This window comes from Kitasatospora sp. NPDC008115 (assembly GCF_042957205.1).
Taxonomy (GTDB): domain Bacteria; phylum Actinomycetota; class Actinomycetes; order Streptomycetales; family Streptomycetaceae; genus Kitasatospora.
The window spans coordinates 27948-50979 of record NZ_JBIBHU010000025.1 but is presented as its reverse complement, the minus strand read 5'-3'; the positions used below and the strand labels follow the sequence as shown (position 1 = coordinate 50979).

General features: G+C 75.2%; 23 protein-coding genes. 12 read left to right on the top strand and 11 right to left on the bottom strand.

What is annotated here, in order from left to right; genetic code table 11:
- Positions 1–6: 6 nt before the first annotated feature.
- Positions 7–780 (bottom strand): GNAT family N-acetyltransferase, encoded by a 774-nt coding sequence (locus ACFZBX_RS27775; RefSeq protein WP_391536519.1) that lies wholly within the window; start codon positions 778–780, stop codon positions 7–9.
- A 196-nt stretch (positions 781–976) separates the two neighbouring features.
- On the opposite strand from ACFZBX_RS27775, the gene ACFZBX_RS27770 reads away from it, so the two are divergent.
- Entirely contained in the window at positions 977–1429 is a 453-nt protein-coding gene (locus ACFZBX_RS27770) for a hypothetical protein (RefSeq protein ID WP_391536518.1), read from the top strand.
- Positions 1430–1468: 39 nt separating this feature from the next.
- Here ACFZBX_RS27770 and ACFZBX_RS27765 read toward each other — a convergent pair whose 3' ends face one another.
- The 3 genes from ACFZBX_RS27765 to ACFZBX_RS27755 all read right to left on the bottom strand — a co-directional run bounded on the left by ACFZBX_RS27765 (position 1469) and on the right by ACFZBX_RS27755 (position 5114).
- Positions 1469–2593 (bottom strand): WD40/YVTN/BNR-like repeat-containing protein, encoded by a 1125-nt coding sequence (locus ACFZBX_RS27765; protein ID WP_391536517.1) that lies wholly within the window; start codon positions 2591–2593, stop codon positions 1469–1471.
- Between the two features lie 153 nt (positions 2594–2746).
- Positions 2747–4234 (bottom strand): dihydrolipoyl dehydrogenase family protein, encoded by a 1488-nt coding sequence (locus tag ACFZBX_RS27760; protein ID WP_391536516.1) that lies wholly within the window; start codon positions 4232–4234, stop codon positions 2747–2749.
- Between the two features lie 136 nt (positions 4235–4370).
- Positions 4371–5114, bottom strand: a complete 744-nt coding sequence (locus ACFZBX_RS27755) for an alpha/beta fold hydrolase (RefSeq protein ID WP_391536515.1) — start codon at positions 5112–5114, stop codon at positions 4371–4373.
- 136 nt (positions 5115–5250) lie between these two features.
- Here ACFZBX_RS27755 and ACFZBX_RS27750 point away from each other — a divergent pair, with 136 nt between their 5' ends.
- Positions 5251–6216 carry a helix-turn-helix transcriptional regulator gene (locus ACFZBX_RS27750; protein ID WP_391536514.1) on the top strand — a complete coding sequence of 322 codons (966 nt, stop codon included), beginning with the start codon at positions 5251–5253 and terminating at the stop codon, positions 6214–6216.
- 88 nt (positions 6217–6304) lie between these two features.
- Here the strand turns inward: ACFZBX_RS27750 and trxA are convergent, their stop codons facing one another.
- The 3 genes from trxA to ACFZBX_RS27735 all read right to left on the bottom strand — a co-directional run bounded on the left by trxA (position 6305) and on the right by ACFZBX_RS27735 (position 9202).
- Positions 6305–6694: a thioredoxin gene (trxA, locus tag ACFZBX_RS27745; protein WP_391536513.1), complete on the bottom strand. Its 390-nt coding sequence runs from the start codon at positions 6692–6694 to the stop codon at positions 6305–6307.
- Positions 6695–7841: 1147 nt separating this feature from the next.
- A complete protein-coding gene (locus tag ACFZBX_RS27740) occupies positions 7842–8372 on the bottom strand; it encodes a DUF1990 domain-containing protein (RefSeq protein ID WP_391536512.1) in 531 nt (176 codons plus the stop codon).
- Positions 8369–9202 (bottom strand): YndJ family protein, encoded by an 834-nt coding sequence (locus tag ACFZBX_RS27735; RefSeq protein ID WP_391536511.1) that lies wholly within the window; start codon positions 9200–9202, stop codon positions 8369–8371. The genes ACFZBX_RS27740 and ACFZBX_RS27735 overlap by 4 nt, the downstream gene beginning before the upstream one ends.
- Positions 9203–9362: 160 nt before the next feature.
- Here ACFZBX_RS27735 and ACFZBX_RS27730 point away from each other — a divergent pair, with 160 nt between their 5' ends.
- Entirely contained in the window at positions 9363–9632 is a 270-nt protein-coding gene (locus tag ACFZBX_RS27730; protein ID WP_391536510.1) for a DUF1876 domain-containing protein, read from the top strand.
- On the top strand, positions 9629–9826 hold the full coding sequence (locus ACFZBX_RS27725; RefSeq protein WP_380752578.1) for a hypothetical protein: 198 nt from the start codon (positions 9629–9631) through the stop codon (positions 9824–9826). Before ACFZBX_RS27730 ends, ACFZBX_RS27725 begins: the two co-directional genes overlap by 4 nt.
- 27 nt (positions 9827–9853) lie before the next feature.
- Here the strand turns inward: ACFZBX_RS27725 and ACFZBX_RS27720 are convergent, their stop codons facing one another.
- The 4 genes from ACFZBX_RS27720 to ACFZBX_RS27705 all read right to left on the bottom strand — a co-directional run bounded on the left by ACFZBX_RS27720 (position 9854) and on the right by ACFZBX_RS27705 (position 13810).
- On the bottom strand, positions 9854–10294 hold the full coding sequence (locus ACFZBX_RS27720; protein ID WP_391536509.1) for a PPOX class F420-dependent oxidoreductase: 441 nt from the start codon (positions 10292–10294) through the stop codon (positions 9854–9856).
- Between the two features lie 401 nt (positions 10295–10695).
- Entirely contained in the window at positions 10696–12231 is a 1536-nt protein-coding gene (locus tag ACFZBX_RS27715; protein WP_391536508.1) for an MFS transporter, read from the bottom strand.
- 205 nt (positions 12232–12436) lie between these two features.
- Positions 12437–13102, bottom strand: coding sequence for a TetR/AcrR family transcriptional regulator (locus tag ACFZBX_RS27710; RefSeq protein ID WP_391536507.1), 666 nt, complete (start codon positions 13100–13102; stop codon positions 12437–12439).
- 111 nt (positions 13103–13213) lie between these two features.
- Positions 13214–13810: a GNAT family N-acetyltransferase gene (locus ACFZBX_RS27705; RefSeq protein WP_391536506.1), complete on the bottom strand. Its 597-nt coding sequence runs from the start codon at positions 13808–13810 to the stop codon at positions 13214–13216.
- A 232-nt stretch (positions 13811–14042) separates the two neighbouring features.
- Here ACFZBX_RS27705 and ACFZBX_RS27700 point away from each other — a divergent pair, with 232 nt between their 5' ends.
- Genes ACFZBX_RS27700 through ACFZBX_RS27665 form a run of 8 tightly spaced genes read left to right on the top strand, consistent with a single transcriptional unit; the run spans position 14043 to position 23028 of the window.
- Positions 14043–15341, top strand: coding sequence for an ATP-grasp domain-containing protein (locus ACFZBX_RS27700; RefSeq protein ID WP_391536505.1), 1299 nt, complete (start codon positions 14043–14045; stop codon positions 15339–15341).
- The gene (locus tag ACFZBX_RS27695; RefSeq protein WP_391536504.1) at positions 15338–16240 is read left to right on the top strand and encodes a Rossmann-like domain-containing protein; all 903 of its coding nucleotides are present in this window, start codon (positions 15338–15340) and stop codon (positions 16238–16240) included. Before ACFZBX_RS27700 ends, ACFZBX_RS27695 begins: the two co-directional genes overlap by 4 nt.
- Positions 16237–17352 carry a PLP-dependent cysteine synthase family protein gene (locus tag ACFZBX_RS27690; protein ID WP_391536503.1) on the top strand — a complete coding sequence of 372 codons (1116 nt, stop codon included), beginning with the start codon at positions 16237–16239 and terminating at the stop codon, positions 17350–17352. Before ACFZBX_RS27695 ends, ACFZBX_RS27690 begins: the two co-directional genes overlap by 4 nt.
- Positions 17353–17380: 28 nt before the next feature.
- Entirely contained in the window at positions 17381–18487 is a 1107-nt protein-coding gene (locus ACFZBX_RS27685) for a dipeptide epimerase (protein ID WP_391536502.1), read from the top strand.
- Positions 18484–19692, top strand: coding sequence for an MFS transporter (locus tag ACFZBX_RS27680; RefSeq protein WP_391536501.1), 1209 nt, complete (start codon positions 18484–18486; stop codon positions 19690–19692). Before ACFZBX_RS27685 ends, ACFZBX_RS27680 begins: the two co-directional genes overlap by 4 nt.
- Positions 19689–20525 carry a class I SAM-dependent methyltransferase gene (locus ACFZBX_RS27675; protein WP_391536500.1) on the top strand — a complete coding sequence of 279 codons (837 nt, stop codon included), beginning with the start codon at positions 19689–19691 and terminating at the stop codon, positions 20523–20525. Before ACFZBX_RS27680 ends, ACFZBX_RS27675 begins: the two co-directional genes overlap by 4 nt.
- Positions 20526–20530: 5 nt before the next feature.
- Positions 20531–22084 carry an ABC transporter substrate-binding protein gene (locus ACFZBX_RS27670; RefSeq protein ID WP_391536499.1) on the top strand — a complete coding sequence of 518 codons (1554 nt, stop codon included), beginning with the start codon at positions 20531–20533 and terminating at the stop codon, positions 22082–22084.
- A complete protein-coding gene (locus tag ACFZBX_RS27665; protein ID WP_391536498.1) occupies positions 22081–23028 on the top strand; it encodes an ABC transporter permease in 948 nt (315 codons plus the stop codon). The genes ACFZBX_RS27670 and ACFZBX_RS27665 overlap by 4 nt, the downstream gene beginning before the upstream one ends.
- Positions 23029–23032: the final 4 nt, after the last annotated feature.

Sequence of the window (23032 nt, the reverse complement as noted above, 5' to 3'; positions counted from 1 at the left end):
GATGGTTCAGGGGACGACGACCGTCAGGGACGTGGCGGTCACGGTGAAGCCCATCTCCTCGTACAGCCGTCGGGCCGTGTTGCCCTCGGTCACCGCCAGCCCGATTCGCGTCCCGCCCGCGAGGGCGACGGCACCGACGGTGCGGCGCAGCAGGTCGCGGCCGAGGCCGGGGTAGCCGAGCGCCGGGTCGCGGAACACGCTCGCGATCCAGGGCAGCCCGTCCCAGTCGGTCAGGACGGCTCCGGCCACCACCCGGTCGGCGGCGTTCACGACCAGGGCGCTGAACGGCAGCAGTGGTCCTATGACCTGCCCGGCGAGCAGTTCGGCGAGCCGCTGCAGCGCGTGCTGGTCGTCCTCGCGCTCATCCGGGCGGTGGTCGGGGTGGCCGGGTCCGAAGGCGGCCAGCGTGGCCGGGACGAGCGCGGCGGCCGCGCGGTCGCACGGAACGGCGCGGAACCCGTCCCGCAGCGGGGCTCCCGCCCAGGCCTCCCAGCCCCCGGCCGGCGGATCGGTGAGTTCGCGCTGCATGCTGTGGCCGTGGCGCAGCACCGCCGCCCCCTGCCGCACCAGCTCCTGGCCGAGGCCGACCGGTCCGGAGACCACCCAGCCCGCCATCTCCGCCCGCACGTACGCGACCTGGGTGGCCAGGTCGGCGCGCGGGTCGACCACCTCCAGCAGGTCCGCCCAGGGGCGCCCCTCCCGTTCCCCCAGTCCGTACCGCACGAGGGCGACGCCGTCGGCCCCGTAGCCGTACTGCCAGTCAGGTTCCTTCTGAGCCACTCCGCTTGTCCGATCATCGCGCGTCGGCGCACCCCTCGGCGCACCCTGTCCCCGGCCATGCTCGGTGAACGATTCGTTCGGATCAACCGGATCGGCCCGGTCGACGCGTTCCATCCGGTCGCGCTCTCGGCGCAGGGCTTCACCCACCCCGCCCTGAGCGCGTGGTTGTCGGTACCCGGGCCTACCGTGTCCGGGTATGAGCGTCCCCGAGGTCATCCCGATCGCGTACGAACCCGGCTACCGCACCGACACCATCGGCCGCTTCCGGGGCGGCCAGTTCTTCGCCTCCGTCGCCTACGCCGCACCCGGCGGGATGGCGGCGGCCCCGGAGAGCCACCGCTGCTTCGCCGTGCTGCACCGCTTCGACGAGGCGGGCCGCCACCTCGATTCCCGGATCGAAGCGGTGCCCGGAGGGCTGCCCGGGGCCGCCCACGCAGCCGACGACCGGTTGCGGGAGTGGCTGGACGCCCTGCCGGAGCGGGAGTTCGGGGACATCGCGATCGCGTCCTTCGCCGTGCACGTCGACGACTGCCTCTTCGGCCTGGTCGTCGAGCGGCACGGCGAGGACGCGGCCGAGGACGACTGGGCCGAGCTCTACCCCGACAACCTCGGCTTCCACGCCCCGTGGGACGGCGAGTACGACACCTGAGCCCGCCGCCGCTCCGGCCCCGCCGCCCCCGGGCCTGCCTCAGTCCGCGATCACGGCCGCCCGGACGCAGAGGACGTCCGGCAGGTGGGAGACCAGCAACGCCCAGTGCTCGCCCTCGTCGTGGCTCGCGTAGACGTCGCCGGTCCGGGTGCCGAAGTAGATGCCGGCCGGCTCGACGTCGTCGGTGCGCAGCGCGTCGCGCAGCACGATGCCGTAGTGGTCCTCGCCCGGCAGGCCCTCGGCCAGTGCCTGCCAGCTGTCACCGGCGTCGTTCGTGCGGAACACCCGGCAGCGCCGGCCGGGCGGGATCCGGTCGTCGGCCCCACCGAGCGGGAACACGTACGCGGTGTCGGCGCGCCGGGGATGGGCGGCGATCGCGAAGCCGAAGTCGGCGGGCAGCCCGTCGGCGATCGAACGCCAGCTCGCACCGGCGTCGTCGCTGCGGTAGACGCCGCCGTGGTTCTGCAGGTAGAGCCGGTCCGGGTTGACGGCGTCCCGGGCGACCTTGTGCACGCACTGGCCGAACTCGGGGTACTGGCTCTCCTCCGGGAGGAACTCGGCCCGCAGGCCGCTGTTGGACGGCTCCCAGCTGCCGCCGCCGTCCTTGCTGCGGTAGACGCCGCCGCTGGAGACGGCGATCAGCAGCCGCTCCGGGTCGCGCGGGTCGCTGAGGACCGTGTGCAGGCCCTGGCCGCCGTAGCCGGCGCCCCACTCGCCGCGTTGCGGGTGGTTCCAGAGCGGCTCGACCAGGGCGAAGCTCTCGCCGCCGTCCTCGGAGCGGAACAGCGCGGCCGGTTCGGTGCCCGCGTACACGACGCCGGGGGCCTCGGGGCCGGCCGGCTGGAGCTGCCAGACCCGGGTGAGCGAGGCGCCGGTGTGCTCGGGGAAGCGGATCGCCGGGGTGGCCGGCTCGACCCAGGTGGCGCCGAGGTCGTCGGAGTGCCAGACCGACGGGCCCCAGTGGCTGCTGTCGGCACCCACCAGCAGCCGGACGCCGCCGTCGTGCCGGGGCCCGCCGTTCGCGCGGTCCCTGCGGTCGATCGCGACGGAGTAGATCGCGTTCATCCGGAAGTGCGGCCCGCTGAACTCCCAGTTCAACCGGTCGCGGCTGCGTCCGAGGAAGAGGCCCTTCTCGGTCCCGACGGCCAACAGCACTTCGCTCATTGCCACACACCACCTGCTCGGCGAAAACGGCCCCGCCCGGACACCCCCTCCTCGGGCCAGTGTCCCGCCGTCGGACCCCCGCCACATCTCGCCGCGCCGGGCACCGGGCCGCCCGCCGGAAACCGGTGGGCGGCCCGCGGGCAAGGGCGGGGGTCAGCCCCGGCAGCCCTCCAGCAGCCGCAGCCACACCTCGCTGATCGTCGGGTAGGCGGGCACCGCGTGCCAGAGCCGGTCGATCGGCACCTCGCCGACCACCGCGACGGTCGCAGAGTGCAGCAGTTCGGAGACGCCGGGCCCGACGAACGACGCGCCGACCAGCACCCCCCGGTCCAGGTCGAAGACCACCCGGGCCCGGCCCTTGTAGTCGTCGCCGTAGAGCGAGGCGCCGGCGACCGCGCCGAGGTCCTGGTCGATGGCCTTGACCCGCAGGCCGGCCCGCTCGGCGGCGTCCAGGGTCAGGCCGACGGCGGCGACCTCCGGGTGCGTGAACACGACCTGCGGCGCGCCCGCGCTGTCGGCGGACGCGGCGTGCGCGCCCCAGCGCGCGGTGTCCAGCGGGCGCCCCTCGGCGCGCGCGACGATGGCGGCGCCGGTGATCCGCGCCTGGTACTTGCCCTGGTGGGTGAGCAGCGCCCGGTGGTTGACGTCCCCGGCCGCGTACAGCCAGTCGCCCTCGACCCCGAGCACGGTGCAGCTGTCGTCCACGTCGAGCCAGTCACCGGGGTGCAGGCCGACCTGCTCCAGGCCGACGTCCGCGGTGCGCGGGGCGCGCCCGGTCGCGTACAGCACCTCGTCGACGGTCAGCCGCTGCCCGTCGCCCAGCACCAGCGTGACCTCGGAGGACGCGCCTTCCGTCGCACCGCCGGACGTGCCGTCCGCAGCCCGCCGCTCCAGCGAGGCGACCTCGCTCCCGAACCGGACGTCCACCCCCGCCGTCCGCAGGCCGTCCGCGACCAGCTCACCGGCGAACGGCTCCATCCGGGGCAGCAGCCCGCCGCCGCGCACCAGCAGCGTCACCTGCGAGCCGAGCGCCCGCCAGGCGGTGGCCAGCTCCACCCCGACCACACCGCCGCCGACCACCGCCAGCCGGCGGGGGACGGTGGGCGAGCCGGTCGCCTCCCGGTTGGTCCAAGGCCGCGCCTCGGCCAGCCCGGGGACGTCCTTCGGCAGCACCGGCCGGCTGCCGGTGCAGATCGCCACGGCGTGCCGGGCCACCAGCAGCCGCTCGCCGCCGTCCTCCGACTCGACCGTCACCTGCCGCTCGCCGGCCAGCCGGCCGTGGCCGCGGACCAGCTCGATGCCGGTGTCGCGCAGCCACTGCACCTGACCGTCGTCCTGCCAGTGCGAGGTGAAGGAGTCGCGCCGGGCGAGCACCGCCGCCGGGTCCAGGGCGCCGCCGCCGACCGCCTCCCGGGAACCGGCCACCGCGCGGGCGTCGGCCAGCGCGGCCACCGGGCGCAGCAGCGCCTTGCTCGGCATGCAGGCCCAGTACGAGCACTCGCCGCCGACCAGCTCGCTCTCCACGATCACGGTGCGCAGCCCGGCGGCGGCCGTCCGGTCGGCCACGTTCTCGCCGGTCGGTCCGGCGCCGACCACGATGACGTCGTACTCCTCGGGGGCGGTGGACTGGGGAGTGGTCATCCGTCTTCCTCCGTGCTCTCGCGGGTGTGCCGTGGTGCCGTGCCCATCCTGCGCCGCCCCGCCCGCCAGGCGCAGCCGAACACGCGGGCGAAGCACCGGTCCGCGCGTTCGGCTGCGCCCCGCTCCCGCGGGCCCGCTACTCGACGGACGCCAACTCGGCCAGCACCGCCGCCGTTTCGGCCGGCCGGGAGAACATCGGCCAGTGCCCCGTCGGCACCTCGCGCAGCTCCCACTCCGGCCCGCCGAGCGCGGCGAAGTACGGGTGCCCGGCGGCGATCATCTCCCTCACCTGCGCCAGCGGGATCGAGCAGGAGACCAGGCCCTTCGGCAGCTTCGCCGCCCCGTCGGTCAGCCGCACCGGCTCGGAGAAGGTGCGGCCCGGCTGGTCGGTCGCCAGTTCCCGGAACCGGGCCAGGCCCGCCTCGTCGATCCCCGCCGTGTCGGCGCCGCCCGAGGCCAGCACCTCCCAGGTGGGCAGCGGCAGCCGCCAGCCGTCGACCAGCGAGTCCTCCAGCGCGGCGCGGTAGGCGGGGTCCCACAGGTCGCCGATCGCGACGCCGTCGGCCATCGGGCCGGAGTCGACCCAGACCACCCGGCGGATCCGCTCCGGCACCCGGTCGGCCGCGCCGCTCACGGCGACGGTGCCGCCGCTGTGCGCCACCAGGACCACGTCCCGGAGGTCCTCGCGGACCAGCAGGTCGGTCAGATCGTCGATGTGGGCCTGCGCGCCGGTCTCCGGCGAGGCCTCGTCGGCGCGTTCGGCCAGCCCGGGCAGGGTCACCGCGTGCACGATGTGGCCCGCGGCGCGCAGCGGTTCGGCCACCGCGTCCCAGGCCCAGCCGCCGAGCCAGAAACCGGGAACGAGTACGAAGGTGCTCATGAGGGCGGTCCTCTCCTGGAGTGTCCTGGGGTGCCGGGAACGTCACCCGGCAGCCCGTCGTCGACTCCGACCCTAGAATCAAATGAGGACAGAACTCGACCGGATAAGCCGGCTTGTCGACCAAGGAGCGCAACCCGTGGAGCACCCGGTCAGCCGAACCCTCGCGCTGCTCGAACTCCTCCAGGCCCGGCCCGGCCTCACCGGCGCGGAACTCGCCGCCCGGCTGGAGGTCGACGTCCGCACCGTGCGCAGGTACGCCGCCCGGCTCGCCGACCTCGGCATCCCCGTCCGCGCGGAGCGGGGCCGGTACGGCGGCTACCGCCTGATGCCGGGCTACCGGCTGCCGCCGCTGATGCTCACCGGTGACGAGGCCGCCTCCGTGGTGCTCGGCCTGCTGGCCGGGCGGCGGTCCGGGATGTCGGTGGGGGAGCAGGCCGGGGAGTCGGCGCTCGCCAAGATCCAGCGGGTGCTGCCGCCGCAGCTGCGCGAGCGGGTCGCGGCCGTCGAACAGACCCTCGGCCTGACCGCCGCGCCCGCCGTCGGACCCAGCCCGGCCGCGTCCGCGCTGTTCACGCTCGCCGAGGCGGCCCGCCGACAGCGCCGCGTCCGGCTCGACTACCGGGACCGCACCGGTGCGCCCAGCGAGCGCGCGTTCGACCCGTACGGGCTGGTCTTCCACTCGGGCCGCTGGTACACCACGGGGCTGGACCACCGCAGCGGCGAGCAGCGGACCTTCCGGCTGGACCGGATCCACGCGGTCGAGCTGAGCGAGGAGGGGTTCGAGCCGCCCGCCGGCGTCGACCCGGTGCAGCGGGTGCTGGAGTCGCTCGCCTCGGTGCCGTGGACGCACGAGGTCGAGGTGGTCCTCACGACCACCCTCGACGAGGCCCGCCACCGCATCCCGCCCATCGCGGGCACGGTCACCGAGAGCGGCGACGGACGCGTGCTCTTCCGCGCGCGGGCCGAACGGCTCGACGGCATGGCCGTGATGCTGGCCGGCCTCGGCGTGCCGTTCACCGTCCGCCGCCCCGCCGCCCTGCGGGACGAACTGCGCGCCCTCGCCGCCCGCCTCACCACCTGGAGCGAGGCGGGCGAGGACTGAACGCGGCCGACGGCCCCGGACACACGGCGGCGAGCCCCCGGGCGGGTGCACCAACCCCGGGGGCTCGCCGTGACGAACGGGCCGGGCCTCAGGCCTTCGGGCCGCCGTCCTGCTCCGCCGCCACCTTCCGCTTCACCTCGGCCATGTCCAGCTTGCGGGCCTGGCCGATCAGGTCCTCGAACACCGCCTCGGGCAGCGCACCGGCCTGCGAGAAGACCAGCACCCCCTCGCGGATGATCGCCAGCGTGGGGATCGACTGGATCCCGAAGGCCGCCGCCAGCTCCTGCTGCGCCTCGGTGTCCACCTTGGCGAAGACCAGGTCGGAGTGACGCTCGGCAGCCTTCTCGAACACCGGCGCGAACTGCCGGCACGGGCCGCACCAGCTCGCCCAGAAGTCGATGAAGACGAAATCCTTGCCGTCCGGGCCGGGGACGATCTCGTCGAAGTTCTCCTTGGTCAGCTCGACCGTGCTGCTCATGTCGCGGTTCCTGCCCTTCCGGTGGTGGCGGTCAAGGCCATGTGCCCCCGACAACGGCTACCCCCCATGCCCTATTCCGCAACCCCTTCCGGCCCCCCGGAGCAGCCGTCCGGAGCGAAAAGTCGGCCCACCCGACTTCCCACTCCACCCCCGCCCCCCTGCCCACAGGCGCACCCACCGGCAGGCCTCCCCGCCACGCACCCGCGCGCCCCGAACTCCGGCGAGCCCGCCCGCCGCGCGCCCACACCCGTGAGGCCGGAGGCGGTGGGCGGGGTCCGTCCGCGTCCTGACTGCGGCAGACGCCCCCTGCCGCACGAATGCTGGCCACGCCCGTGCCAGGAGCCCCAAGGGCGCCGGCCCCACCCTTCGCCTGCGCCTCCCCGCCGCTCCCACGGCCGGTGCCGGAGTAGGAAGTCGGCCGGTCCGACCTCCTCTCCTCCGCCCTGGCCCGGGCCTCGATGAGGCGGCCGGAGTGGGAAGTCGGCCTGGCCGACTTCCCACTCCACCTCCGCCCCCGGACCCGGCCCGCGAAACGCGGCCTCGGGCGGTGGGACCAACCCCGGGTGGCCTGCCCACGGGCTTCGCGTGTACCCCGTGTCCCCGGAGCCGGGTGGGCGCGGGGGCCGACCTGTCGCGTGCACCAGGGGCCTCGGTCGGCCTCTCCGGCGCTGCGGCCCCTCGCTGCACGGGAGTTGGGCCACACCCCTGCCCGCAGTCCCCCTGGACGTGTGGTTTCTCCCTGGCCTGAGCCACCCGGCCTTGGCGGGCGGCCACACCTGCGTGCGGAGCCCCTGGGCGAGTGTTCCGCCTTTCGCTTGTGGCCGTCGGAGCCACTTCCGCCGGCTTACGGTCGGTGTCGGAGTGGGGAGTCGGCCGGTTCGGCTTCCCGGCCGCCCTGCGGTTGCGGCCGTGCCTGCGGGCCTCTCTCCGGTGCCCTGGAGTTGGTGGGTGGGGTTACCTGCTGTGCGGGTGTCGGGGCTGTGCCTGGGTGTTCCGGGCTTCGTCTACCGGCTCTCGCGTGCGCGCGGAGCCCCTGGGCGAGTGGTTTCGCCTTTCGCTTGTGGCCGGGGGAGCCACTTCCGCCGTTCCCACGGTCGGTGCCGGAGTGGGAAGTCGGCCGGTCCGACTTCCCACTCCAGGCGGTCCGCTAGTGCGTCGTGGGGGTGGCCAGGTGGGTGAGGGTTTGGGCGCAGCGGTGGGCGAAGTGGTGTTGGGCGAGGGGGAGGAGGGGGCCGGCGAGGTGGGCGTACCAGCGGTGGGGGCGGCTGAACGCGTTGACGGTGAACCAGACCGCGCCGTCCGCCGCCATCTCCACCATGAACGTCTCCTCGCCCACCGCGAGGTGGCCCCGGCGGGTGCCGTAGGTGAAGCCGTGGCGGTCGCGCTCCCCGCTGTCGGTGGTGCTCCAGACCACCCGGCACGGGGCGCCGGCCCGCAGCGGGCCGATGCCGACGGCGCAGTGGACGGCGACGCCGGCCGCCGCCCGGTCCGCCTCGGCGGTGACGCGGACCCCGGCCGCCCGGTGCATCCGCCACTCCAGGACGGCGGCCCCGGCCTCGTCCAGGGCGGCGCGGCCGTGGCCGACGAGGGCGCGGTGGCGGAGGTGGTGGTAGCCGGCGGGCAGTGGGGTGTGGAGGTCGGTGCTGGCGCCGACCTCGGGGTAGTTGAGGTCGTTCATCGGGTGCGCTCCTGCGGGGTCGGGGCGAGCCGGCGCCAGGCGAGGAGCGAGCACAGGGCGAAGCCGAGCGCGTTGCCGACGCCGTGGGTGGCGGCCATCCAGCCGAGGGTGGGGTGGGGGAGTCCGGTGGCCTCGCCGAGCGCCCACCAGAGGGCGAGCAGCATGGTGACGGCGAGCACGGCCGCCGAGACGCCGAGCAGTACGGGTGTGCCGCGCACCCGCAGGTCGCGCCAGGTCAGCAGGCCGACCAGCCACATGCCCGCGGTGAGGACGGCGGCCCCGGCGAGTTCGGCCCAGTCGCCGACGAAGTAGCCGCCCAGTACCAGCAGGGTCCCGGCCGGGACGCTGAGCGCGGCCCACCGTGCGGCCGGGCGGTCCGGGACGGCGCGGCACACCAGTCCGGCGACCAGGGCGGCGGTGAACCCGGCGTAGTGGAAGTGGGGGACGGTCAGGGCGAGGATGTCGAGGTCGAATCCGAACAGCCGGTGCCCGGAGCGCTCCGCGACCAGGGCGACCCCGGCCACCGCCGGCGCCGCCAGCGCGGTGAGCACGGCGATCTCGGGCGGCGCGAGCGAGCGGGTGCGGGCCAGCCGGAGCGGGGCGTGCGCGGCGACGGCGAGTGTGCCGAGCGCGTAGAGCGTGGCGCTGCCGGTGGCGAGCGCGCCGCGCGGCAGCCAGAGCGAGAGCGCGCCGGGGACGGCGGCGAGCGGCCAGAGGCGGCGCAGCCGGGCGAGGCCGGGTTCGTCGATCAGGGCGAGGCCGAGCGGGATCACCGCGCCCATGCCGAGCAGGACCAGCAGGCCGACCAGCTCCGTGGTGCCTCGTCCCATGGCGGTCCGCTCCCTTGAACACGTTCAAACACTTCTCGCCCGGCCGACTCTACGCACCGGATTGAACGCGTTCAAGTCTCCTGCCCTGGTGTTCACCGGGGGTGCGGCGCACCCTGGAGGAGTAACCCGGACGAGAAGCGACCGCCGGAGGTGATCCGCCATGCAGACTCTTGTCGGTTGGCACATCGAGATGGAGTTCCGGGAGGAGGGGCCGCACACGGCCGCCGTCGCCCTCTTGAGACTGGCGGACGGCACGGAACTGCACGCGCGTGGCGACACCAGCCGCCACCCCTCCGATCCGGAACAGCTGAGGGTCGGCGAGGAGATCGCGGCCGCGCGGGCGCTCAACGACCTCGCCTCGCAACTGCTCACCAAAGCCCACGGTGAGATCCAGGAGGTCAGCCCGGTCCCGACCCACCCGCTGTCGTGACGCCATCGGACGGCACTGCCGGCCCGACCGCCCACCGGTCCCGCATTCCGCTGATCTGCCCGCGCTGCGGGCGGGAACAGCGGGTGGTGCCGGGCGGTCCGGGCCGCGCGGTGAAGGTGGTGCACGCCGGCACCGGCCGGGAGGCCTGCGAGCCGGGGGACCTCGCCCGCGCACCGGACGACGGCACGGCCTGACCCCCCGGGTGCGGCCCGCCCCCTGCCTCAGTTCGGGCAGTAGGTGGTCGGCACCTGCCACTCGGGCCCGATCAGCCGCTGCTCCAGCTCGTTGAGCGTGATCCGGATCCCGATGGTCCCGGCCAGCCCGAGCCGCATCCGGCTGCGGGCGAGGGCCAGGAAGGCCGCGAGCCCGTACTTGTTGATCAGCGACGTGCGGTACCGCGCGGTGGCGTCCTCGTCGCAGACGGCGGCGCGGGCCGGGAGCTGACGCCCCGTCGGGCGCCCGTGCGCGTCGCACGGGCCGACCAGGACCTTGGGGTGGCGGCGGATCCGCTCGGCCTCGCCGGAGTGGGCGGGCGTCCAGATGCCGAGCGCGGTGCCGTCGGCGATCACCCAGCTCTGCGAGCGGACCTGGCGGCCGTCCTCGCCGAAGGTGGTGAGCAGGAGGTATCTGCTGTCGGCCAACTGGTCGGTACGGTCGTGCACGGTGTCCTCCCTGTCCGGCTGTCCGGTTCGGCGGGTGGGTGGTGCGCGGTGGCGGGCCCGGTGGGACTCCCCGGCCCGGTGGAACTCCCCGGCGCCGGGTCCGGTGGTCCCGGGCACCCTCGCCGTACGGCCCACGGGACAGCCTCGCACGGGTGCGGTCGGGCACCCCGGCCGGGTGGGCCACTCCATTGTCGTCCACGGGGGCGGTCGGTTCGAGGGCGCGCGGCCGTCCGGCACCCGTCCCGCGCCCCGGACGGCCGCCGGGGCGACGGGAATCCACCCGGACGGCGCAGGCCCGGCGACCCCGCCCGGCCGGTGGCCGCCCGCGGACGGCGAACGGCCCGTCCGGTGTCGGGAAGACACCGGACGGGCCGCCGCACACCGTCGTGGATTCCGCGGGATCAGTGCACCAGCACCGGCACCTCGTTGGCCGCCACCGCGTCCGCGTCGGCGCCCTCGCCGTTCGCGCCGCCGCCGGAGCCGGGACGGCCGGCGTTGATCAGGACGAACGCGAGCGCGGACGCCAGCACCAGGATGCCGAAGGACCACCAGATCGCGGTCGAGAAGCCCTCCACCATGCCCTGGAACTGCACCGCCTGCGCGGCGGCCGGGGTGGTCGTGGAGGCCGCGTGGGCCGCCAGCCAGGTGGTGGTGGCGCTGGCCGCGATGGTGTTCAGCAGCGCGGTGCCGATGGCGCCGCCGACCTGCTGCGAGGTGTTCACCATGGCGGACGCCACGCCCGCGTCGCGCGGCTGGACGCCGTGCGTGGCCAGGCTCATGGCCGGCATGAACGCGGTGCCCATGCCGAGGCCCATCAGGATCAGACCGGGCAGGATCAGCGCCGGGTAGGAGGTGTCCAGGTCGATCTGGGTCAGGATGAGCATGCCGAGCGAGGCGACCAGGAAGCCGGGCGCCATCAGGAACCGCGCCGGCAGGCGGGTCATCAGCCGGGCGCCGATCTGGGTCGAGCCGGTGATCATGCCCGCCACCATGGGCAGGAAGGCCACGCCGGTCAGGACCGGGCTGTAGTCGAGCACGATCTGCAGGTAGTAGGTCAGGAACAGGAAGAGACCGAACATGCCGATCACGGCCAGGCCCAGCGACAGGTAGACCCCGCCGCGGTTGCGGTCCAGCACGACCCGCAGCGGCAGCAGCGGCGCCTTGACCTTCCGCTCGACCAGGACGAACGCGGCCAGCAGCACGGCGGCGGCGACGAACAGGCCGATCGTGACGCCCGAGCCCCAGCCGTCCGACTCGGCCCGGGTGAAGGCGTAGACCAGGGCGACCAGGCCGGTGGTGACCAGCAGCACGCCGGGGACGTCGAGGCGGTCGCGGTTGCGGCCGACGGCCGGCTCGCGGATCACCATGACGGCGCCGACGGCGGCGATCACGGCGAACGGGATGTTGACGAAGAAGGTCCAGCGCCAGTTCATGTACTCGGTGAGCAGACCACCGAGGATCAGACCGATCGCACCGCCACCGCCGGCGATCGCGCCGTAGATGCCGAACGCCTTGGCGCGCTCCTTGGCCTCGGTGAACATGACGGCCAGCAGCGAGAGCGCGGCCGGGGCCAGCAGCGCGCCGAAGACGCCCTGGAGGGCGCGGGCGCCGAGCAGCATCGGGGTGTTGGCGGCGGCGCCGCCCAGCGCGGAGGCCAGCGCGAAGCCGGTCAGGCCGACCACGAAGGCCCGCTTGCGCCCCCACAGGTCGGCCACCCGGCCGCCGAAGAGCAGCAGTCCGCCGAAGGCCAGCGCGTACGCGGTGATCACCCACTGGCGGTTGCCGTCGGTGATGCCGAGGTCCTTCTGGGCGGACGGCAGGGCGATGTTCACGATGGTGGCGTCGAGCACGACCATCAGCTGCGCGAGGCCGATGAATATCAGGGCCTTCCAGCGCCTCGGGTCGGGCTGGAGGGCGGGTTGGGCGGTTTCCGGCATGGGGGTACTCACTTCGGTGTGCGGGGTGTGCGGGGTGTGCGGGCGGTACGGAGGAACGCGGACAGGAGCGGCGGGCGCGCAGGGGCGGCCGCACCGCGTCGCCACGGTGAAGGGGTCTGGTGAAGGGGTTCTCGGTGCCGGGTCGCGCCGGTCGGGCCGGCGCGCCGGGTCAGTGACGGATCAGTGGTGGTGGATCAGTGGTGGATCAGTGGTCGCCGTGGAAGTCCTCGAAGATCGCGGCCCGGCCGGGCAGGACGGTGGGGGCGGGTGCCCGCATGCCGTCCAGGAACAGTTGCAGGTGCCGGTGGACGAAGCCGTCCAGGACGTGGCACGAGGTGCCCGGAAGGGGGCGGGTGAGCTGGCTCAGCGCGATGAACAGATCGCCGTGGTCGACGTCCGGACGGGCCTCGCCCGCCGCCTTCGCCCGTTCCAGCAGACCGCCGGCGACGGCCAGCAGACGCTCGCGCGCCTCCACCAGGTCCGGGTCGTTCATGTCGACCCGGTTGGTGAGCAGCGGGCAGAGCGCGCCGACCTTCTCGTCGACCGTCTCGTGGGCGAACCGCTCCAGGGCGTCGAACGGGCCGGGGACCTCGGCGGCCGCCCGCTCGGCGATCGCCACGATGCGGTTCTTGACCAGCAGCGCGACCTCGCGGATCAGCGCCGTCCTGGTGGGGAAGTTCCGGTAGAGCGTAGCGTTTCCGACGCCCGCCCGCTTCGCGATTTCGTCCAGCGGCGCGTCCGCGCCGTGCTCGACGAACGCGTCCCGGGCCGCCAGGACGATCCGCTCGCGGTTGCGGCTCGCGTCCGCGCGCAGTCTGGGCGCGCGGGCCGGGCCCGCGGCGCGGGTCGAACGGGGGGCGACGGTGGTCACGGGGCACTCCTCCCGGGTACGGGTTTCCGGGGAGTCACTCCCCGCTTAGTCCTACGAAGGGCTAAACGGGGAATCCGTCCCCGGAAATTTCGCACCCGGATGTGACCTGTATCACATCGTCCTGGCGCCCTCGCCGACGCCCGCCCCGAGGCTTGCCGCCACCGGCCGGTGCAGCGGGATCTCGAAGTGCACGGTGGACACCCCCGGCCCGTGCTCCCCGGTCGGTCGGGCGTCGTAGACCTCCTCGGCGAGGCTGCGCCAGAACGCCTCGGCGCCCGGGATCGCGGTGTTGGTGTGCAGGTAGAGCCGCCGGTAGCCGCCCTCTGCGGCGGCGAACGCGCGGGCCCGGTGGACCAGCTCCCGGGCCAGCCCGTGCCGCCGGTGCTCGGCGCGGACGTAGACCCGGACCAGCTGTGCGGTGGTCCCGGACGGGTAGCGCCGGGCGAGTTCGCGCGGGTGGGGCGGGTGGGCCGGTCCGGTGGAGTGCAGCGCGGTGGTGGCGACCACCTCCTCGCCGTGCACGGCGACCAGTAGCGCGTGCCGGGGGTGGTCCAGGTAGTGCCCCTGGAGATCGACGACGTCGGCGTGCCAGTCGGGCACGTAGCCGTAGCCGAACTCGCGGTAGAAGGTGTCCAGGATCAGCCGGCGTGCGCCGGGCACGTCCTGGGGGAGTGCATGGCGGACGGTGTAAGGGAAGTGACGATCCATCAGACATCTCCGGCAGGACTGGGGCGCGGCGGGTGTGGGCAAGAGTACATGAAAACCACTTTCATCTGATGCATCGACGAAAACGCGGTCAAGCGTGTTGAAAATGAAAACGAATCCCGTTACGGTCCTGCCTGTCGGCCGGGTCCACCGGGTCCAGCGGGTCCGTCGAGAACCGGGTCCGTCGTGTCCACCGCGTCCGTCGTGTCCGTCGTGTCCGTCGAAAGGGAGAGTCGTGGCACATCTGCTGGTGATCGAGAGCTGGGTCGGCTCCATGAGCAGGCTGCTGCCACGGGCGCTGGGGGAGGGCGGCCACCGCTTCACCTTCCTCACCCGCGATCTGCACCACTACCTGCGCGCCGCCGCCCCCGCCGACGGCCCGCACCCGCTGCTCGCCGCCGAGAACATCCTCACCGCCGACACCAACGACCCGGGCGCGCTGCTCCCGTACGCGGAACGGCTGCACGCGCTGCTCGGCTTCGACGGCGTGCTCTCCTCCTGCGACTACTACCTGCCGCAGGTCGCCCTGGTGGCCCGCCGGCTCGGCCTGCCCGGGCCGGCGCCCGACGCCGTCTCCGCCGCCTGCCGCAAGGACCTCACCCGCCGCCGGCTCGCCGGAGCCGGCGTCCCCGGCCCCGCGTACGCGCTGTGCGCCGACGCCGGGCAGGCCCGCGCCGAGGCCCGGGCGATCGGCTACCCGCTGGTCGTCAAGCCGGTCGACCTGTGCGCCGGGATGTTCGTCCGCGCGGTCCACGACGAGGCCGAACTCCTCGCCGCAGTCGATGCGTTGGAGGCCTTCCCGGTCAACGCCAGGGGCCAGCGGCGGGAGCCCTCGGTCCTGCTGGAGGAACTGCTCACCGGGCCGGAGGTCAGCGTCGAGACGGTGTCGGTGGACGGCGTCGCGCACGTCGTCGGGATCACCGACAAGAGCGTCGGCGGCGCGCCCGCCTTCGTCGAGACCGGCCACATGTTCCCGGCCGCCCTCGACCCGGCCGAGGCCGAGGCCGCCGCCGGCACCGCCGTCGCCGCATTGGCCGCGCTCGGCCTCGACCAGGTCGTCGCGCACACCGAGATCAAGCTGACCCCCGCAGGCCCCCGGGTGGTGGAGGTCAACGCGCGCCCGGCCGGGAACCGGATCACCGAACTGGTCCGGCGGGTCACCGGGGTGGACCTGGCGGCCGCCGCCGTCGACCTCGCGCTCGGCCGACGGCCCGACCTGGCCGCCCGCCCGACCGGGGTCGCCAGCGCCGCCATCGCGTTCCTGGTGCCCGGCGGCCGGCAGGCCGGACTGCTGGACGGCTTCGACGGGGAGGACGCGGTGCGACGCGACCCGGCCGTGGTCGAGCTCGCCCTCGCCGGGTCCGGCCGCGAGGTGCGGCCCGCGACCAGCAACAACGAGTACCTGGGGCACGTCATGACCGCCGACGCCGGCGGGGCCGGGGCGCGCCGTACGGCCGAGCGGCTGCTCGCCGGGCTCACCCCCCGCCTCGCGCCCACCGCCCGCCCCGCCGAGCCCGCGGCGGTGTCCGCATGAGCGCCGCGACCGTCCTGACCGCCCCCGCCCCCGCCTCCGCCCCCAGCCCCACCCCGCCTCCCAGTCCCACCACGAGCTTCGGGATCGACGCCTACCCCGTGCTCGACCTGATCACCGGGCGGGCCCGTACGGGGGCGTACGGGCCCGACCCGGCCTCGCTGCGGATCGCGCTGGCCTTCGGCACCACCCAGGCCGTGCGGCACAGCGGCCGCACCCGCGGTTACCGCAACGAGGTGCTCAGCCTCCGGCTCGGCGCAGCCGTCGGGTCCTGCGCCGTCGAACCCGGCGACCTGCCCGCCGACACGGTCACCGACTGCGTCGGCGCCACCGTCGACGAGCTGCTCGACCACCCCCACACCGCCGTCCGGGTCGCCGCGCTCGACGCCTACCTCGGCCACTGCCTCCCGCACGCACCCGCCTACGGCGCCCGGCGCTTCGGGCTGCCGGCCGGCTCCTCGCTGGTGAAGTCACGGGTCCGCGCCGCCGCCGTGGTCGGGCTGCTGCCGCTCGCCGCCGTCCGCCGGGTGCTGGTCGTCGGCGTCGTCAACTCCCTCCTGGAGCAGCTCCGTTCCAACGAGGTCGGCTACCTGCCGTGCGACCTCAAGGGCGGCACCACCGAATGGGACGAGCCGGTGCACACCGACGCCCTCGCCCACCTCGACGACTGCGACGCCATCCTCGCCTCCGGCATGACCCTCGGCAACGGCACCCTCGACCCGCTGCTCACCCACGCCCGCGCCACCGGCAAGCCCCTGGTGCTGTTCGCGCAGACCGGCAGCGCCGTCCTGCCCCGGCTGATCGGCGACGGCGTCACCGCCGTCAGCGCCGAGCCCTACCCCTTCTTCTGGCTCGACGGCGGCCCGAGCCTGCTCCACCTGTACGGGGGGGCCAAGCGGTGACCGCCGTGCTCGCCTCCGCCGCGGCGCCGGGCCGTCCGGCCCTGGGCAACCCGGCCCTGCTGCCGCTGCTCGGCGGCACCCCGCTGGCCCGGATCACCACCCCGCTGCCGCACCCGCACCCCGGCTTCTGGGCCAAGCTGGAGGGGCTGAGCGCCGGCGGCATGAAGGCCCGCTCGGCCGTCGCCATGCTCCGCGGCGCCCACGCGCGCGGCGAACTGCGGCCCGGCGCCACGGTGGTGGAGTCCACCTCGGGCACCATGGGCGTCGGCCTGGCCTTCGCCGGGCAGGCCCTCGGCCACCCCGTCGTGCTGGTCGGCGACAGCGAACTCGAACCGTCCATGCGGCAGTTGCTGCGCGCCTACGGCGCCCGGCTGGAGCTGGTCGAGCAGCCCGCCCGGCACGGCGGCTGGCAGGCCGCCCGGCTCGACCGGCTGCGCGCCGTCCTCGACCGGCTGCCCGACGCCTACTGGCCCGACCAGTACAACAACCCCGACAACGCGGACGGTTACCGGGCGATGGCCCAGGAGATCACCGCCGAACTCGACCACCTCGACGTGCTGGTCTGCAGCGTCGGCACCGGCGGCCACAGCGCCGGGCTCGCCGAGGCGCTGCGCCGCCGCTGGCCCCGGCTGCGGATCATCGGCGTCGACTCGGTCGGCTCCACCATCTTCGGCCAGCCGGCCCGGCCCCGGCTGATGCGCGGCCTCGGCAGCTCCATCCACCCGCGCAACGTCGCCCACCAGGCCTTCGACGAGGTGCACTGGGTCGGCCCGGCCGAGGCGGTCGACACCTGCCGGCGCCTCGCCCGGGGCGCCTTCGTCAGCGGCGGCTGGTCCACCGGCGCGGTCGCCCTGGTCGCCGCCTGGGCCGCCCGCGCCGACCCGGGCGCCGCCGTCGCCACCGTCTTCCCCGACGGCCCGCACCGCTACCTCGGCACCGTGTACGACGACGCGTTCTGCCGCCGGCACGGCCTGGACGCCGCACGGGCCGCGCCCCGCCCGACCGAGATCCCGCACCCGGCGGCCGCCGAGGTCACCGGCTGGGCCCGCTGCCGCACCGACCGGACCGCGCCCGCCGCCCTGGCGGCGGGCGCCGCCGGACCCACCCCGTGACCGTCCCCACCCGCACCGAGGAGGGCCGATGAGGCTCGACGTCCGCACCGTCCGGCTCCGGCTGGCCGAGCCGCTGCGCATCTCCCGCTCGGTGACCACCGAACGGGACGCCGTCCAACTCGCCCTCGGCCACGGCGGGTTGACCGGCCACGGCGAGGCCGTCAGCAGCGTCTACCTGGACCTGCCGACCGACCGGATCCGGCGCGGACTCGAAGCGCTGCGCGCCGCGCTGGAGGACGGCCCCGACCCGGAGCAGGCGCTCGCCGACCTCCGCGACGGCACGGCCCCGTACGCGGCGCTGCCGGCCGGGGTGCTGGCCGCCGTCGAGGCCGCCCTGCTCGACCTGGTCGGCAAACGGGCCGGCGAGCCCGTGCACCGGCTGCTCGGCCGCGCCGAGCCGGTCGCCGCCGCCACCGCCCGCACCATCGGCATCGAACCGCCCGCCCGGGCCGCCGTGCAGGCCGCCCGGCTCGCGGACGCCGGGTTCACCGTGCTCAAGGTCAAGGCCGGCACCGTCGACCCCGGCCTCGACCTCGCCCGGGTCCAGGCCATCCACGAGGCCGCCCCGAACGCCCGGCTGCTGCTCGACCCCAATGGCGCCTGGACCCCCGGCCAGGCCCTCCAACTGCTGCACGCCTTCGCCGCCACCGGCGTCGAGGCCGTCGAGCAGCCGATCCCCCCGGGGTGCCCCGACACGCTCGCCGCCCTCGCCGAACGCTCGCCGATCCCGGTGATCGCCGATGAGGACGCCGTCGGCTACGAGGACGCCTGCCGGCTCGCCGGCCGGGTGCACGGCGTCAACCTCAAGCTCGCCAAGTGCGGCGGCGTCCACCAGGTGCTGCGGATCGCCGAGGCCCTGCGCGGCAGTGGCACCGAGCTGATGCTCGGCTGCCTGGCCGCCAGCTCGCTCGGCATCGCGCCCGCCGTGCACCTCGCCGACCGGGCCCGCTGGCTCGACCTCGACGGGCACCTGCTGCTCGCCCACGACCCCTGGCAGGGCATCGGCGGCACCGACGGCACCGTCCGCACCCCGGACCGGGCCGGGCTCGGCGTGCTGCCCGCGCCGGCGCCCGAACCACTCCCCGGGCAGGTCGCCGAGCCGCTCGCGGGCCCCCGGCCGGTGGCCGGCCGGTGAGGATACTGCGCGCCGTACGGTCCTTCCCGCTGCCCGTACGGCTCCTGCTGGTCAACCAGTTCGGCGTCAACACCGGCTTCTACCTGCTCATCCCGTACCTGGCCGGCCACCTCGGCCACGACCTCGGCCTGTCCGCGCTCGCCGTCGGCGCCGTCCTCGGGCTGCGCAACCTCAGCCAGCAGGGCCTGTTCATCCTCGGCGGCTCGGCCGCCGACCGGCTCGGCGCCCGGCGCGTCATCATCGCCGGGTGCGCGCTGCGCAGCGTCGGCTTCGGGCTGTTCGCGCTCGGCGACACCCTCGGCCCGCTGCTGGCCGCCTCCGCGCTCAGCGGGCTGGCCGGAGCCCTGTTCAACCCGGCCGTGCGCAGCTACGTCGCCCACGCGGCCGCCGACCGCAAGGCCGAGGCGTTCGCGCTGTTCTCGGTGTTCGCCGCCACCGGCGCGCTGGCCGGACCCCTGATCGGCACCCTCCTGCTGCTGGTCGACTTCCGGGCCGCCGCGATCACCGCCGCCGGCGTCTTCGCCGTGCTCACCGTCGCCCAGGCCTGCGCGCTGCCCGAACCCGAGGCCCGGCCCGCACTGCGGCGCGGGGTGCTCGCCGACTGGCGGGAGGTCGCCGCCGACCGGCGGTTCCTGGCCTTCTCGCTCGGCATGGTCGGCCTGTTCGGCATGGAGAGCCAGCTCTACCTGCTGCTGCCCGAGGCCGCCCGCCGCGCCACCGGCTGGGCGGGCGCCGTCAGCCTGGTCTTCCTGACCAGCACCCTCGCCAACCTCACCCTGCAACTGCGCATCACCGCCCGGCTGCAGCGGCACGGCCCGCCCTCCCGGTGGATCCCGTGCGGCCTCGCCGTCGCCGCCACCGGCTTCCTGCTGCCGCTCGCCGCACCCGGTCTGCCCGGCGTGCTCGGCGGCGTGCTGCTGCTCCAACTCGGCCTGATGACCGCGCAGCCGTTCGTCCTCGCGCTGATCCCCGCGTTCGCGCGCGACGGCCTGACCGGCACCTACTACGGCCTCTACTACGTCGTGTCCGGCTTCGCCGCCGCGCTCGGCAACACCCTGGTCGGCCGGGCCATGGACAGCACCGCCACCGCGCCCTGGCTGCTCTGCGCCGCCCTCGGCCTCGGCTCCGCCACCGCCCTCGCCCGGCTGCACCGCACCGGACGACTCCCCGTCCCCGCCCGCCCCCTCCCCAGCGAGGCCCGATGAACCACCGCCCCCCGGCCGCCGGCCCGGACGCCGCCCGGCGCAACCTGCTCACCGACCACCCGGAGCTCTACGAACTCCGCTTCCCCGACCCCGGGTTCACCGCCGCCCGGTGGGCCGAGTCGATGCTCCGCGAGCACGGCGCCGGGCCGGACGTCCTCGATCTCGGCTGCGGCACCGGCCGCGACGCCGGCTGGCTGCACCGCACCGCCGGGCGCACCGTCACCGGCCTCGACAGCTCCCCGGCGATGATCGCCCACGCCCGCTCCCGCCACCCCGGACCGGCCTACCACGTCGGCGACATGCGGGACTTCGCCCTGCCCGGGCGGTTCGACGCCGTGCTCTGCCTGGACAGCGCGCTGCTCTACTGTCACACCAACGCCGACCTCGACGCCCTGTTCGGCCGGCTCCGCCACCACCTGCGCCCGGGCGGCCTGCTGGTCGCCGAGATGCGCAACGGCGCCTTCTTCCTCGGCCGCACCGAACTCCTCGACGCCCCACGGCTCGACAGCGTCACCCACGACGGCGTCACGCACACCTCGCGCACCGTGCTGTGGATCGACCACGCCGCCCAACTGCTGCGCCGCACCCGCAGTTGGGCGAGCGACGACGGCGCCCCGCCGGTCGAGCAGCACTCCGCTTGGCGGCTGCTCTTCCCCCAGGAGTTGCGGCACCTGCTCGCCCACCACGGCTTCGGTGTCCTCGCCCTGCACGACCGGCCCGGCCCGCGCACCGAGCCGCCCTGGGCGGACGGCGACCGGCCCGCCGACACCGCGGACGGCGACCGCCTCCACCTGGTCGCCCGACTCGACTCCCCCGACCGGAAGAGGCGCTGATTCCCATGCCGCTCACCCGCCGTACCCTGCTCGCCGCGTCCGCCGTCGCACCGGCCCTCGCCCTGCTCTCCTGTTCCCCGGACCGCGCCGGTACCGCCGCCGACGGCGCGCCCGGGTCCGCCGCTCCCCGCCGCGGCGGCCGGCTGCGCGCCCTGTTCGCCGGCGGCGGTGCCAACGAGACCCTCGACCCGCACCGGGTCAACCTGTTCGCCGACGCCGCCCGCGCCAAGGCGCTCTACGACAAGCTCGCCGACTGGGGCCCCGACCTCGCCGCCGTCCCCCGCCTCGCCGCCGGCTGGGAGCCGGGCCCCGGTCTCGACGTGTGGACCGTCCGGCTGCGCGAGGCGAGCTTTCACGACGGCCGCCCCGTCACCGCCGCCGACGTCCTGTACAGCTACCGCCGGATAGCCGACCCCGGGCGCGCGTTCCGGGCCCGGGCCTCCCTCGAACCCGTCGACCTCGCCGCCAGCCGCGCCGTCGACCCGCGCACCGTCGAGTTCCGGCTCACCCGGCGCTACGCCGAATTCCCCAACGTCCTGGCCGCGTTCGGCGCCTACATCGTCCCGGACGGCGCCGATGACTTCCGACGGCCGGTCGGCTCGGGCCCGTTCGCCCACGTCTCCTTCACGCCCGGCAGCTCTCTGCTGCTGCGGCGCTTCGACGGTTACTGGGACGGCGCGCCGCACCTCGACGAACTGGAGATCCTCGCCGCCGCCGAGGAGTCCGCCCGCGCGAACGCCCTGCTCGCCGGACAGGCCGAGTACGCCCACGAGTTGACCCCCGCCACCGCCCGCACCCACGAGTCCGGCGGGCGGATCCGCATCGTCCGGCTGCGCAACAGCGCCATGCAGGGCTTCGTCATGAAGACCGACCGGCCGCCCTTCGACGACGTCCGGGTCCGCCAGGCGTTCTTCCACCTCGTCGACCGGCGGGAACTCGTCGACGGCGCTCTCTCCGGCGCCGGGGAGATCGGCAACGACCTGTTCGGCAAGGGCAGTCAGTACTACCCGGCCGACCTCCCGCAGCGCACCCGCGACCTCGACCGGGCCCGCGCCCTGCTGCGCGAGGCCGGAGCCGACGGGCTGCGGGTCACCCTCGACACCTCGCCGGTCGCGGCCGGACTGGTCGAGGCGGCGGGCATCCTCAAGGACCAGGCGGCCGAGGCCGGCGTCACCGTCGAGGTGCGGGTCGGCAGCAAGGACACCTACTGGAAGGACGTCCTGGACGGCGGTGTGCTCGCCTCCTTCCGCTCCGGCGCGATGCCCATCGAGTCCCACCTCTCCCAGCGGCTGCTCTCCGGCTCCACCACCAACGCCACCCACTGGCGCCACCCCGACTTCGACGACCTCTACGCCCAGGCCCAGTCCACCGCCGACCCGGCCGCCCGGGCCGCCCTCTACGGGCGGATGCAGCGCAGGCTGCACGAGGAGGGCGGGCTGCTGGTCTGGGGCTTCGCCGACTGGATCGTCGGCACGGCCCCGCGGCTGCGCGGCGTCGCCGCCGACGCTCCGGCCAACACCCTCGACTGGGCCAGGTTCGACAAGGTCTGGCTGGCATGACGGTGTCACCGCGCGGCTGGGCCCGGCGCCGGCTGTTGCTCGGCGCCGGGCAGATCGCGGCCGTCCCGGTTCTGGTCTTCGCCCTCACCGAGGCGCTCCCCGGTGACGCCGCGGTCGCCCTCGCGGGCGAGGACCCCGACCCGGCCCGGATCGCCGCGATCCGCGCCGCGTTGCGACTCGACCGCCCGGCCGTGCAGCGGTTCGCCGACTGGGCGGGGGACCTCGCCCACGGCGAGCCGGGCCGCTCACTGGCCAGCGGCCGCCCGGTCGCCGACCATCTGGTCGACGGCCTCGCCCCCACCCTGCTGCTGGCCTCGCTCACCCTCACCCTGCTCGTCCCGGCCGCGGTCGGTCTCGGCCTGCTCGCCGCCCGCCGCGAGGGCGGCCTGCTCGATCGAACCCTCAGTACGGTGACGCTCGGGCTGTACGCGGTCCCGGAGTTCGCGTTCGGCGTGCTGCTCACGGCGGTCTTCGCGCTGCGCCTCGGCTGGCTCCCGCCGACCGCCGTCGGCGGCCTCGCCCGGGAACCGGCGGTGCTGGTGCTGCCCGTCACCGTCCTGCTGGCCCGCCCGGTCTGCTCCACCGCCCGCCTGGTCCGGGCCGGGCTGATCGACGCGATGGCGGCCCCCTACGCCGTCCACGCCCTGCGCTGCGGCGTCCCGCCAGGCCGCGTCCGCCTCACCCACGCCCTCCCCAACGCCCTCGCCCCGGCCGTCCAGCACCTCGCCCGTACGGCGGACTGGCTGCTCTGCGGCGTGATCGTGGTCGAGGCGCTGTTCGTCGTGCCCGGCCTCGGCACCGTCCTGCTGGACGCCGTCGCGGCCCGCGACGTACCCGTGGTCCAGGCCTTGGCCGTGTTGTTCGGCACCGTCACCGTCGTCCTCAACCTGGCCGCCGACCTCATCGCCCGCCGCCTCGCCCCCCGAACGGAGCTCGCCGTATGACCCC

What these genes read in the sequence shown, in the direction of transcription:
- ACFZBX_RS27770 (WP_391536518.1), top strand. Translation starts at nt 977, where the DNA reads ATGAGCGTCCCCGAGGTCATCCCGATCGCGTACGAACCCGGCTACCGC.
- ACFZBX_RS27765 (WP_391536517.1), bottom strand. Translation starts at nt 2,593, where the DNA reads ATGAGCGAAGTGCTGTTGGCCGTCGGGACCGAGAAGGGCCTCTTCCTC.
- ACFZBX_RS27760 (WP_391536516.1), bottom strand. Translation starts at nt 4,234, where the DNA reads ATGACCACTCCCCAGTCCACCGCCCCCGAGGAGTACGACGTCATCGTG.
- ACFZBX_RS27755 (WP_391536515.1), bottom strand. Translation starts at nt 5,114, where the DNA reads ATGAGCACCTTCGTACTCGTTCCCGGTTTCTGGCTCGGCGGCTGGGCC.
- trxA (WP_391536513.1), bottom strand. Translation starts at nt 6,694, where the DNA reads ATGAGCAGCACGGTCGAGCTGACCAAGGAGAACTTCGACGAGATCGTC.
- ACFZBX_RS27740 (WP_391536512.1), bottom strand. Translation starts at nt 8,372, where the DNA reads ATGAACGACCTCAACTACCCCGAGGTCGGCGCCAGCACCGACCTCCAC.
- ACFZBX_RS27735 (WP_391536511.1), bottom strand. Translation starts at nt 9,202, where the DNA reads ATGGGACGAGGCACCACGGAGCTGGTCGGCCTGCTGGTCCTGCTCGGC.
- ACFZBX_RS27730 (WP_391536510.1), top strand. Translation starts at nt 9,363, where the DNA reads ATGCAGACTCTTGTCGGTTGGCACATCGAGATGGAGTTCCGGGAGGAG.
- ACFZBX_RS27715 (WP_391536508.1), bottom strand. Translation starts at nt 12,231, where the DNA reads ATGCCGGAAACCGCCCAACCCGCCCTCCAGCCCGACCCGAGGCGCTGG.
- ACFZBX_RS27705 (WP_391536506.1), bottom strand. Translation starts at nt 13,810, where the DNA reads ATGGATCGTCACTTCCCTTACACCGTCCGCCATGCACTCCCCCAGGAC.
- ACFZBX_RS27695 (WP_391536504.1), top strand. Translation starts at nt 15,338, where the DNA reads ATGAGCGCCGCGACCGTCCTGACCGCCCCCGCCCCCGCCTCCGCCCCC.
- ACFZBX_RS27685 (WP_391536502.1), top strand. Translation starts at nt 17,381, where the DNA reads ATGAGGCTCGACGTCCGCACCGTCCGGCTCCGGCTGGCCGAGCCGCTG.
- ACFZBX_RS27675 (WP_391536500.1), top strand. Translation starts at nt 19,689, where the DNA reads ATGAACCACCGCCCCCCGGCCGCCGGCCCGGACGCCGCCCGGCGCAAC.
- ACFZBX_RS27670 (WP_391536499.1), top strand. Translation starts at nt 20,531, where the DNA reads ATGCCGCTCACCCGCCGTACCCTGCTCGCCGCGTCCGCCGTCGCACCG.
- ACFZBX_RS27665 (WP_391536498.1), top strand. Translation starts at nt 22,081, where the DNA reads ATGACGGTGTCACCGCGCGGCTGGGCCCGGCGCCGGCTGTTGCTCGGC.